The sequence below is a fragment of the Pseudorhodoplanes sinuspersici genome (assembly GCF_002119765.1).
GTDB lineage: Bacteria > Pseudomonadota > Alphaproteobacteria > Rhizobiales > Xanthobacteraceae > Pseudorhodoplanes > Pseudorhodoplanes sinuspersici.
Genome location: NZ_CP021112.1, coordinates 5,653,978 through 5,665,672 on the forward strand (window position 1 = coordinate 5,653,978; position 11,695 = coordinate 5,665,672).

The 11,695-nt window shown below is 57.0% G+C and carries 11 protein-coding genes; 6 read left to right on the forward strand and 5 right to left on the reverse strand.

Translation table 11 applies throughout. The features are described 5' to 3' along the window. Positions 1-25 precede the first annotated feature (25 nt). Entirely contained in the window at positions 26-1,225 is a 1,200-nt protein-coding gene (locus tag CAK95_RS27445) for a cellulase family glycosylhydrolase (RefSeq protein WP_147413578.1), read from the reverse strand. 331 nt (positions 1,226-1,556) lie between these two features. Here CAK95_RS27445 and CAK95_RS27450 point away from each other — a divergent pair, with 331 nt between their 5' ends. The 6 genes from CAK95_RS27450 to CAK95_RS27475 all read left to right on the forward strand — a co-directional run bounded on the left by CAK95_RS27450 (position 1,557) and on the right by CAK95_RS27475 (position 7,546). After that, positions 1,557-2,282 carry a class I SAM-dependent methyltransferase gene (locus CAK95_RS27450; protein WP_157699767.1) on the forward strand — a complete coding sequence of 242 codons (726 nt, stop codon included), beginning with the start codon at positions 1,557-1,559 and terminating at the stop codon, positions 2,280-2,282. A 28-nt stretch (positions 2,283-2,310) separates the two neighbouring features. Then, positions 2,311-3,576 carry an MATE family efflux transporter gene (locus CAK95_RS27455; protein ID WP_086090851.1) on the forward strand — a complete coding sequence of 422 codons (1,266 nt, stop codon included), beginning with the start codon at positions 2,311-2,313 and terminating at the stop codon, positions 3,574-3,576. After that, on the forward strand, positions 3,573-4,952 hold the full coding sequence (locus CAK95_RS27460; protein WP_157699768.1) for an O-antigen ligase family protein: 1,380 nt from the start codon (positions 3,573-3,575) through the stop codon (positions 4,950-4,952). Before CAK95_RS27455 ends, CAK95_RS27460 begins: the two co-directional genes overlap by 4 nt. After that, on the forward strand, positions 4,915-6,096 hold the full coding sequence (locus CAK95_RS27465) for a glycosyltransferase (protein ID WP_086090853.1): 1,182 nt from the start codon (positions 4,915-4,917) through the stop codon (positions 6,094-6,096). Before CAK95_RS27460 ends, CAK95_RS27465 begins: the two co-directional genes overlap by 38 nt. Before the next feature lie 137 nt (positions 6,097-6,233). Then, positions 6,234-6,893, forward strand: a complete 660-nt coding sequence (locus CAK95_RS27470) for a S24 family peptidase (protein ID WP_147413580.1) — start codon at positions 6,234-6,236, stop codon at positions 6,891-6,893. Between the two features lie 179 nt (positions 6,894-7,072). Further along, positions 7,073-7,546 carry a helix-turn-helix domain-containing protein gene (locus CAK95_RS27475; protein WP_086090855.1) on the forward strand — a complete coding sequence of 158 codons (474 nt, stop codon included), beginning with the start codon at positions 7,073-7,075 and terminating at the stop codon, positions 7,544-7,546. 307 nt (positions 7,547-7,853) lie between these two features. Here the strand turns inward: CAK95_RS27475 and wecC are convergent, their stop codons facing one another. The 4 genes from wecC to CAK95_RS30255 form a co-directional block, all read right to left on the reverse strand. Next, a complete protein-coding gene (wecC, locus tag CAK95_RS27480) occupies positions 7,854-9,110 on the reverse strand; it encodes a UDP-N-acetyl-D-mannosamine dehydrogenase (RefSeq protein WP_086090856.1) in 1,257 nt (418 codons plus the stop codon). Continuing rightward, entirely contained in the window at positions 9,100-10,254 is a 1,155-nt protein-coding gene (gene wecB / locus CAK95_RS27485) for a non-hydrolyzing UDP-N-acetylglucosamine 2-epimerase (RefSeq protein ID WP_086090857.1), read from the reverse strand. The genes wecC and wecB overlap by 11 nt, the downstream gene beginning before the upstream one ends. Next, on the reverse strand, positions 10,251-11,030 hold the full coding sequence (locus tag CAK95_RS27490; protein WP_086090858.1) for a WecB/TagA/CpsF family glycosyltransferase: 780 nt from the start codon (positions 11,028-11,030) through the stop codon (positions 10,251-10,253). Before CAK95_RS27490 ends, wecB begins: the two co-directional genes overlap by 4 nt. 113 nt (positions 11,031-11,143) lie before the next feature. Beyond that, positions 11,144-11,686 carry an acyltransferase gene (locus tag CAK95_RS30255; RefSeq protein ID WP_280949838.1) on the reverse strand — a complete coding sequence of 181 codons (543 nt, stop codon included), beginning with the start codon at positions 11,684-11,686 and terminating at the stop codon, positions 11,144-11,146. Between the last annotated feature and the right edge of the window lie 9 nt (positions 11,687-11,695).

The window sequence follows — 11,695 nt, forward strand, 5'->3', positions numbered from 1 at the left end:
CGCGGGCTATGAACTGACTGCCAGTTTAATCTCGACAGGCCTTCGTTTCTTTACCCAATCCCAAAGCTGCAAGGATCGATGGGTCAAAATTGCGCTTCTTCTCATCAACGAGCAGCGCAAAGGGGCCATCATAGTTGAAATAGGCCCAGGTGAATCCAAACTCCTCCGCTGTCACCCGAACGTCTTTCAGCCACCGATCCCGATCCTCGCACAGCGCGCCGGCCAGACCCGGGCGTTTTTTAAGGACGCCAAACTCTCCGATAAAAATGCGAGCCGGATCGACACCATTTTCCCTGGCCCATTCCGAGACGCGCGCGAAGCGATCACGAATGAATTCGCGATCCGCCTTGCTGGCATAGAATTTTTTGAGATTGGCCTGCGCACCGACCGATGCCTTGTCGCGGTCCAATGTATCGATCTTGGCCTCCGCCACGCGTTGCAGCGTTTTCGCGAGCGGCTGCTCCATCGGCCGCGCGCTTGCAGGCCACGGTACTTCGTCGAGATATTTATCGGGCCAGGGGATGAATTGCGCCCCTTGATGCGTGAAGCTGAAAGGATCGTAGAAGTGGAACGTATAGATGATTTTGTCGTCACCAAATTTTTTCGGGTCGAGCGCGAGCAATCCCTCGAACGACGAAACGCACGCACCCGTGAGGACGAGCGTCAGATCGGGCGAGCCTTTTCTGGCGCGATCGACAAGCGTTTTCGCCAGTGCATCCCACTTTGCCTGATCATCGCCTTTGCACTTGAGCCGCGGCTCGTTGATGAGTTCCAGTGCCACGTTTTGGTGTCGAGACGACAAACGGCGAGCCATGTCTTCGATAAGATCGGAAAATTTGTCGAATGCCGGGGTGCCGACACCTTTGATCATCGCATGCTGCCCCCAGACGGGGTGCCGGCTGTTGGGATGAAGATCGACAATGACGTTCATCCCGGCAGACTGGATTCGATCGATGGCATCGAACAGTCTTTTGTAGACGAATTGCTGTTGCTCGCCCTCGAAAACAAAAAATGGCGCCGGGTCGACCGGCAGACGAACCGTATCGAAACCCGTCTGCTTTAACCGCTTGAGTTCGCTCAAGTCCGGAGGCTTCGGTGTCTCTTTATACGGCGGCCAGGCAATGCCCGTGCTCGGTGGACGCTCATAGCGCGGCCACGTGAACCATTGCGCGACATTGATGGCTCGCCGCATTTCGAATGCCGCAGCACAATTTACCTGAATCATCAGAAAGAGAACGGCCAGAGCCAGCGGAGCCCGTACCACTTCATAAGCGAAGCGACGAACAGGTTTTGATCGCGAGATAACCTGCAATGAATACCTACTCCCTTAGCGAGGTGATCCGTACTTGGCGAGGTGATCCGTATTCTTCGAGGTTGAACGATAACTTCGACCGCTTGATGTCACGCTGCAATAAACATCGATGGTCCAAACTTACCGCCAATCTTCTCTGTCATTTTATCTGACGATCTTTGACGTACTTTCGCCACGCAAGTTCCAGATGTTCAAAAGGATTAAACTACCTTGCAGATCTCAACATTATCACTGGAGAACATTGATGCTGCGAACGTATATTCGCTCGCTGAAATTCCTATCGCGGTCGGTAAGATATGCCTTTGGAAAGTTCCCGCGAGAATGTCCACTCTGTAACTACCACGGAAAGTTCCTCGGCTACGGCTACCCCTACGTTTGCGATGTTTACTGTCCGCAATGCGGATCGCTTGAGCGTCATCGGCTATTGTACATCGCCGATCAGCAGAAGGACTTCTTCACTGGCAAAACCATTCTCCACTTCGCACCAGAGCCTGGCGTCCGGAAGATGGTGACGCAGCGCGCACCGAAATCCTATGTTACCGCCGATCTGTTTGCTGAGGGTGTCGACCGCAAGGAGAACATCGAAGCTCTCACCATCGAGGACAACTCATTCGATGTCGTGATCTGCCTGCATGTCCTGGAACATGTCGACGATCGTGCGGCGATATCGGAACTCTATCGTGTGACCAAGCCAAACGGGCTTTTGATTGCCATGTTTCCGATCATCGAGGGCTGGCAGGAAACCTATGAGAATGTCGAAAAAACCGGTCCCGAGAACCAGCTCCTGCATTTTGGCCAACATGACCATGTACGTTTCTTCGGCAATGACGCACGGCAACGCCTCGCATCACCCGGCTTCATGGTAGATGAATTTACCGCTGTTGAACCGTTCGTATCCCGGTACGGGTTGATGAGAGGCGAGAAGATTTTCTTGTGCCGAAAGCCGGCCGAGCCTGCCCAACTGCCCTGAGTGGACGTAATAGCGAAAAAGGGTGTCAATGAGTGCAACGGTGAATGAAGTGCCGATGGCCGCGCCAGACAACACGCGGCGATCACGCTTCTCCGTTACGAAAGTTGCGGCCATCGGCGATCAGATCGTTGTCTCATTGACCAACTTCGCTCTGACTCTCGCCATCGGCCGCGCTTTTTCCGCAGAGGAATTTGCGTCGTTCGGCATTGGATTGTCGATCGGCCTGATGGTGCAAGGACTGCAGCGGCATACCGTGACCATTCCGCTTGCACTGCAGCCGGACACCCGGGTCGCGCGCCGGCACCGGGCCATCCTTGCGGAACAATACATTCTTCTGTTGGCCGTGCTGGCGGTTGGCCTAGCTGTTGTCGTTGGCACGTTATTCGTACCACTGCCGCGATACGGCCATCTGATCATACTTGCCAGCGCCGTCAGCCTTGTTGTTTATCTGCAGCTTGAATTCTCCCGGGCCTTTCTGATCAAGACCGGTCGAGCGGGATTTCTGCTACTCAGCGCCGCCTGGTACGGGTTGATCTCATTAGTCTTGGCTGGAGCAGCTCTGCTGCATCTGATCGGTTACGAAACGTTGCTCGTCGTGTTGGGCAGCGCCATGCTGTTGCACGCGCTTGCTCTCATGATGACGGTAGGGATTCCTGCGTGGTCTCGCGGGAAGCAGCTCCTTCGCCACGACCTTTTGCGCTATGGCGGCTGGTCGGCGGCTGCCACACTGACTTATAGCGGATACAACCATTTGCCGCTGCTGTTGCTTGGCGCGATGGCTGCGCCGATCCACGCCGCAATATTCGTCGCCACGCGCAGCCTGATGCAGCCGCTGCAAATCATCATGCGCGGGCTGGATATCGCCGACAAATCGGTCTTCGCAAAAGTCGCTCGTCATCCCGGCACGCGCGACACTCTCATTTTTACACTGAACTGTGCCGCGTTCTACGCCGTCATCAGCCTTGTCTACTGCGTCACCGCGGGCCTGTTTGCCAATCAGCTTGTGGCGCTAGCCTATGGATCAAAATTCTCCGGCGTTGGCGGCGCGCTGATCGCCTGGTTACCGGTCTATGTCCTTATGGGCCTGGCGATGCCGCTGGAATCACTGGTCTATGCCCGACGGGATTTCCGCCATTACTTTCTGTTGCGCGGCCTCGCATCCGTGCTTGCCTTCGGCCTGAGCATTCCTCTGTCCATCTACTATTTTGAGACTGGCGCGATCGCTGCCTGCGCCGCCGGATGGCTTCTGGCCGTGGTCGGCACCACGATCCGCCTGGTGCGGACCACCAAATGACGCTGACCGGCAACCACATCCTTGTCCTTTCGGCCGTTATCGCCATGACGGTCGCGGCCGGGTTGGCGCTATTCGACCCGTCGAGCCTGATCGCAATCGCGGCCCTGCCGATTGTGGTTGGCGGCAGCGCGTTGCTTTGGGGTGTCATGAATGGCAACAGATTCGCGACGCTCCTTCATCTCTTTCTGACGGCATTCCTGATGCATGCGGTGTTTCGAATCCGCGATTATCAGGACAAGGACGTCGATTTTCAGGTGATCATCAAAATTGTGCTATGGATCACCGTTGCGACAGTTGCCTTGATCCATGCGCGCCGTTGGATCGAGATGCTGCGCAATCCGGTCAACCTCCCCTGCTTTCTGTTTTTGATCTGGCTTTTCCTCACGGCGCTGGTTTCGCCAAACCCAACTTACACGCTTGTGTGCGCCTTCACTGTCTTTGCAGGCGTCGTCTTCTCAGCTTACGTCTTTGTGGCTTTTAAGGCAGAAGAGGCCTTCGCCACCATCGTTCTTTCCATTATGCTCTTCTGTGCCGTCTCGATCGTGGTTTATTTCGCCATCCCTGAATTCGGCCATTATGTTTATTGGGTCAACGAAGAGCGGTTTGTCAGCCCCCGGCTTTCTGGCATCTCAGGCAGCGCCAACAACATGGCCCTGGTTGCAGCTTTCGGCCTGGTGGTGACCGGGCTCTATGCCCGCGAATTTCACCGCATGAACCGGCTGTTTGTGCCTGCATCGGTCCTGCTATGCGGCGCGGCGCTGCTCATGACCAACTCCCGATCACCGCTCGTGATGGTTATACTGATCCTCCTTTCGGTCTATGTTTTTACCTGGAAGCGCCTCTATGCCGGCCTGTTCGTTGTTTCGGTCGCGCTGCTCCTGTTTGCGGCCCTGATCCCGTTCGGACAGGAATTCCTGTTAAAGGCCGTTTCACGGAGCGGCGATGTCGGTGAAGTCACCTCGTTCACCGGCCGCACGGAAATCTGGTATGCGGTATTGAAGCTCGTCGAAGCCCAGCCGCTGATGGGCTACGGCTATGCCAGCTCCGTCTTTGTCTTGCCGCAACACGCCAGTGAGGTCGGATTTGCAACATCACACGCCCATAATGTGATGCTGCAACTCCTGCTGACGACGGGCTGGATCGGCGTTGCCTTATTCGTGCTGACAATGGCCGGTGTCGCACTCCGTGCCATCGTGTACCGCGACCGCATCGCCTTCGGCATGCTGGCGTTCGTCCTGCTCAACGGCATTACGGAATCCAGCGGTTTCACGACGCTCGCCAATATCTGTACTCTTGCGTTTGGCATCGCCGTCTCATTGCCGGCGACAACGAGGGCCTATGAAGACCATTATTCATATCAGCGCCGATTTTCCTGATCCGATCGTTCCGGGAAAAACCAAGGCTGTGGCCAATTTGCTCGCGGCGACGCCTGGCTTCCGCCACATCGTCTATTCCATGAACCGGACGCATAAGCCTGGCGTCATCTTCTCGCGCTTCGATGACGATCATACGGCCATCGCCTATGGTGCGCCGCCTTACGGCATCGGCCTGGAGAGATTTCTCCGCCCCGTTGCAGCATCGATCCAGCGCGATCTGGCGGAGCGCGGCATACGCCCCGATCTCATTCACGCTCACAAGTTTTCGGTCGAAGGCCTTGTGGCTGTGGAAGTCGCACGCATTCAGCAATGCCCTTTCATCTGCAGCCTGTGGGGCGATACCGACATCAGGATTTTCGAGGTCAAGCGTGGATTGCGATCGCGCTATCGGGCTGTTGCCGGCGCCGCACAGGCTCTGCTCCCGGCAGCACCCTGGACAGGCGAATATTTCCGGAAGGCTCTTCAAATCACCGATGACAAAATCAATCTTTTGCCGGTCATGACGGCCGCGGATGCCGTCCTTTCCCCCACTGTGACTGGCGCACCGAAACTCGTCAGCCTGTTTCACCTCGATTCATGGAAGCGCAAAGGCTTCGAGCAACTCGTCAAGGCGGGAGTATTGGCGAGGCGCGAAAGACCCGATCTCACGATTGATGTGTTCGGCACGGGCAAAGCAAAGTCGATACGAGCGGTTGAAGCTATCGTGAGGCGAAACAATGCGTCCTCGACCGTTCGAGTGATGGGCGCCCTGCCCCATGACAAGGTCCAACATGTGCTGAATGGCTATACCGGCTTTGTCATGGCGCCGCACCGCGAGACCTATGGGATGGTGCATGTCGAGGCATTGCTCGCAGGCCTGCCGATTGTCTGGTCGCAAAATCGCGGCGTCGACGGTCTGTTCGATGGCCTCGATGTTGGTTATCGCGCCGATCCTACCTCTGTTGAGGATGTCGCGCGCGGCATGCGTTTCTTGATCGAACGCGAACAATCTCTCAAGATCAACATTGGGCATCTGCACCGGAACCGAACATTCGATCATCTCCGGCGTCATCGCATCGCAGAAGTCTATTCGGATCTTCTCGCGCGGAACGCCGCCGCCGACCCGGCTCATCCGGCGCCCGAAGGCCGCCGGATGGCCAGTTAATGGTTCAAACTCTGTTAATGTTGTTTTAACAACATCAAAGTGATTTTCATCACAAAACGAAGTGTTCAGAATATTTCCACACACGAAAGCGATGAGCCTACCAATCCATGCGTGTGCGGTCGCACAGCAAGGCGGTTATGCTCAAACGTCCCAGGATCACCCCGAAAACGCAGGCGAAGGCGGAGTTGTCGGAGGCTCAGCGTCGCTATGTGGAGCGTGCGATTGCACAAGACCCGCAGCGTCGGCCCGCATCCAGAATTGCAACAGATGGCGGGCTCAACCACACGACGCTGACGGAGTTCCTGAAAACGCCGGGCAAGGTGCTCGATGCGCTGACCATCCGCACCATTGCCGAAGTGACCGGCATACAGCCCTCGGCAGACGTAACCGGCGGTTTTGGTACCGGATTTGGCGAAGAAGACGCTACCCCGTTTGATCACAAGCAAGACGGCGTTGATGCGCGCGTTGCCGCAACGGTCGAGCTCTTCCTGAAAGGCAAACCAAACGCCGCACCGAAGATCCTGCGCACCAAAGCGCTTGAAAAGGACGGCTTTCGTGCCGGCGATATCGTGATTTTCGAACAGGATGTGACGCCGCGCGTGGGCGATCTCGTCCAGGCACAGGTCTACGATCACGATGCCGGCGGCGCGCACACAGTGTACCGTCTGCTCGGTCGTGCTGGGACGCTGGATTTGCTGATGCCAACCCACGGCACTAGTGAAGAAACCCTGTTGGTCGACAATCGCTCGGTCAAACTCATGGCGGTCGGCACCGCCACATTGCGCACCCGCTCGTAAAGCCTTTTTACAGAAACTTATTGTGAAAATAACAACGTCTGCATCTTCCCATCTAAGCGGTGAATTTCTCGCTTTTCATTTGGATATAAAAATAACGAGAATATGTGTTTAGTTCATCAGCATTATGTGCCTACTATATCTTCGTCTCCGCAGCCATGCGGGTCGAGGAGATGCGAGCGATGGCACAGACCACGACGAGTGACGGACACCGTCACGCCTCCGTTCATGAAAATGGAGGATTAAAGACAGTCGATCGCAGTAAAATCCCCGACCTGGTTGACCAGAAAGTCGGCCTGAATGTGCGGACCCGCCGCATGCAACTTGGCATGAGCCAAGAAGCGTTGGGTGAACACCTCGGCGTTACGCTCCAGCAGGTTCAGAAATACGAGAAGGGTACCAATCGTATCGGCTCCTCGCGGATGGCGCGGATCGCTGCGGCGCTAAAAGCGCCGATCGGCTTTTTCTACGAAGGCGTACAGCAGGCTAGCGCAACTCCGATTGATCCGGTGACGGCCTTGTCGTCAGCCGGCCTTGATGAGCGCATCATCCTCGATCAATTGCTGGCGTTGCATCAGGCCGGTGACCGCGAAGCCATCCGCCATATCCGTCAGACGCTCGAGCTTCTGAGCAAGCGTACGCCGGAAAGGGCATGACATGATAGATCGTGGCAAGGCTCTCTAAAGGGCTTTGAGCGAAGTGGGTACCGGTTCGCGTGAAGAAAACACGTCAAAACAAAAAGCTAAAGATCCGGCTTTGATTCCATCAAGGCCGGAAAAGCTCTAGGCGACTTTACCTCAACCTCGCCGAGGTGCGCATCGAAGACGGTCAACTCGTTAGAAAGAGGTTGGGTTATACGGGCTGGCCTCCCTCGCCAGCCCGCATTTTGAATCAGGAATTCGCATCCAGAGAATCCCTTCCGATTCTGTCCTATCGGAAATTGATCCGGATTTTCTGTTGCCGTCATCGACGCCAGATGCCGCGCGTATCGTAAACCACCGCGCCATTGCGCTGATCCGATGCGACACGCCGGAACGCCTCGTGATCGACGAGAACGATCAGAATTCCCGCCTTTGACAAGGCGTCGTCAAGATCGATTTGCCTTACTCCATGCTGCTGCAGGGTCTTCGGCAGCGTCTCGACGAACGGGTCGACCACTGAGATCTTGTCGCCATAGGTCTGAGCCAGACTCTCGACGATTTCGAGAGCCGGACTTTCCCGCAAGTCATCGACATTGGCCTTGAACGTCAAGCCAAGACAGCTCACCTCGCGATCGGGATAATCCTCGATGATCTGCGCAACCTGTTGCGTGACGTAATGTGCCTTGCCGTCGTTGACCTCCCGCGAGGTGCGGATCAACCGGGCCTCATGCGGCGCTGCATCGACGATGAACCACGGGTCGACGGCAATACAATGCCCACCCACACCAGGCCCCGGGTTCAGAATTTTCACACGCGGATGCCGATTGGCGATCTCGATAACATCCCAGACATCGACATCGACGCGATCACAGATAAGCGAAAGCTCGTTTGCGAAGGCGATGTTGGTATCGCGATAGGCATTTTCCGTCAGCTTGACCATTTCGGCGGTGCGCGCCTGCGTCTCCACGCAGGTGCCTCGCACGAACAGCTCGTAGAATTGCCGCGCCCGGCTGGCGCAGCGCGGCGTCAGTCCGCCAACGCAACGATCATTCTGGACGAGCTCAATGAGGATACGGCCGGGCAGCACCCGCTCAGGACAATAGGCAATGCAGACATCGGCTTCTGCATCTGGTTGATCAGGATCGGGAAATGTCAGATCAGGCCGCAGCGACGCAAGGATGGCGCAGATCTGCTCTGTCGTGCCCACGGGACAGGTCGATTCCAGGATCACGAGACTGCCCGGCGTGAGATGATCGGCGATTGAGCGGACGGCCTGGTGGACGTATTCGACGACCGGCTTCTTGTTTCCCGATAGCGGCGTCGGCACAGCGATCAAAAAGACGTCGGCCCGTTCCGGTACGCTACGCGTCCGAAGCCGGCCGGACATCACGCATTTCTGCACAAGGCCGTCGAGATCGGCCTCCGCGATATGAATGTTACCGGCTCCGACAGTGGCAACAACCGTCGGGTTGATGTCCACGCCGACAACATTGATTCCTCTGCTTGCGATCAGGGCGGCAGTCGGCAGACCTATATAGCCAAGCCCGAGAACACAGACGGACGACACTTCATACCGCATATTTCAGCTCCTTGCGATTCGCGGGCAGGACCTCGTTGGAAAGAACGTCGATGATGCGCTCGCTCGCACGACCATCGCCGAATGGATTATGAGCGCGGCTCATCCGCAGATAATGCTGCCGATCCTGCAACAGCCGGAGCGCTTCTCCGGCGATCAATGATGGATCGGTCCCGACAAGCAGAGCCGTTCCGGCCTCCACACCTTCGGGACGCTCTGTCGTATCGCGCATGACCAGCACCGGCTTGCCTAACGCCGGCGCTTCCTCCTGAACGCCGCCAGAATCCGTCAGCACCAGATGACACCGAGACAACAGACGGACAAACGGAACGTAATCCTGCGGTGGCAAGAGCCGGATACGCGGGTGGTTGCCAAGCATTGCCCGCATCGGCCCCATCACATTCGGATTGGGATGCACCGGGAAGACGGCGACAACATCTTCACGCTCCACGATTTTCAGCAGCGCAGCAGCGATCCGCTCCATGCCGCCATCGAAATTTTCTCGACGATGCGCCGTAACCAGGATGAGGTGCCGCTTGTCGTCTTCGTCAGGCAATTGGTCGTCGACGTAACTTGGGAGGGCCGGCTGTTCCTCAATCCGCTGCTTTGTCTGCAGAAGCGCATCGATCACTGTGTTGCCCGTGACGAATATCCGATCGCGGGGGACATTCTCGCGTATCAGGGACTCCGCGGCTCGTTCGGTCGGCGCGAAATGCAGCGATGCGATCGAACCGACCACTTTGCGGTTCACCTCCTCCGGCCAGGGCGAATAGATGTCGCCGGACCTCAATCCCGCCTCGACGTGATCAACCGGGATCTTGCGATAGAATGCAGACAAAGCAGCGGCCATCGCTGTCGTCGTGTCGCCCTGCACCATGACGCGATCAGGGGCGACATCGGACAGGACCTCGTCGAAGCCGCGAATGATCCGCGAGGTCATTTCCGGCAGAGACTGGTTCGGCCGCATGATGTCGAGGTCGAGGTCGGGCTCGATGTCCGCGATATCGAGCACCTGATCGAGCATCTCCCGATGCTGTGCCGTCACACAGACCGTGACGTTGAAATCCCGTTCACGCTTGAGAGCATGGATCACCGGGAATAGTTTGATGGCTTCGGGCCGCGTCCCGAAGGTCACAAGAATATTCATGCCTTGCCCTCACGTTGTTCGCTCATTCCGGCGCGCCGGCCCAATGCCCGCGCGATAACTTCTTTCCCGAGCAGCCCGGCGAATTGCGCGTTGGTGCTTGCGTATCGCCACCACATTCGCCGGGGCTCCTGATAGGTCCGGTACAGCCATTCAAGACCGGTCTTCTGAAAGATTTCCGGCGCTCGCTTCACGTGTCCCGCAAGGACATCGATGCCGCCGCCGACGCCCATGATGAAAGGCACTTGCAGGACATCGCGATACTTGTGCAGGAACCTTTCCTTCTGCGGCGTCGGCATGCCGATAAAAAGGCAATGAGGCGACGCGAACCGGATGTCCTCGACAACGCTCTCTTCCTCTTCCGGCGTGAAATAGCCATCGCGATATCCGGCGAAAGACAGACCGGGCCAGCGATAGAGAGAGTTGACGATTGCGCGTTCGAGAACTTTTTTTCGCGCACCCAGCAGATAGGGCCGGAAATCATGTGCGGCGCAGACTTCCAATAGCCGTTCCATGAGATCGACGCCCGGCACGCGGTGCGGAACAGATATTCCCAACGCACGCGCACCCCAGACGATGCCCATGCCGTCGATACCGATGATGTGGCTCTCCACCACGTCCCGACGCAACTCGGGATCGTGCCGTGCACGTACAAGCTTTGCGACGTTCACAGCCACATGCTGTGTCGGTTTGCGCATCAGCATGGCGTCCACAGCCGTCGATACGGTCTCATCGAACGTCAGCAGATCGATAGGGATCCCCAAAAAATCTGCTCTCATCGGTTTGCCTCCTGCATTCAACCTTCCTTTCGGCATAGCTCCGCCATCGTCACAAACGCCTGTCTGCGACTGTCACGCCCCGCCTGTTCAGATCCCAGAAGTGATGTTGCGATCTACGGATCGCGTATGTTGTTCCGGGACATCGTCTCCCAATCCCAAAGACACCCGAACCGATACGTCTTGATCCCCGTTCGTACGACGCGAGCTGGATTTCCTGCGACGATTGTCCCGGCAGGGACATCTCGCGTTACAACGCTGCCCGCACCGACGATCGATCCATCGCCAACCGTCACACCTGGCATCAGGATGCTGTGCGCACCGATAAAGCACCGCTTCCCAATTCGGGTGTCGGCATAAAGGCCTCTCGTCATGTCATGCGTGAGAATGACCGCACCAAAAGCGACGTAGCTTTCCGGTCCGATATGCACGCCGGATGGATGAGTCCGATCGAATTCAACGCGCAAGGAGAAGTGCGCGGTCGGATCGATATTCATCCGCCAGATTTTTACGAGATAGCGCCGCCTCGTCTCTATGAGCCGGCGGCGGATGGCGAGCCAGACGGCACGCAGTATGCCGCGCTTCGGTTCGCGCGCGGCAACCGGCACGTAGACGGACCAATCCTTCTCTTCGGTGCCTGGAGGGCTTCTGTCCTGCAAGATATGAGC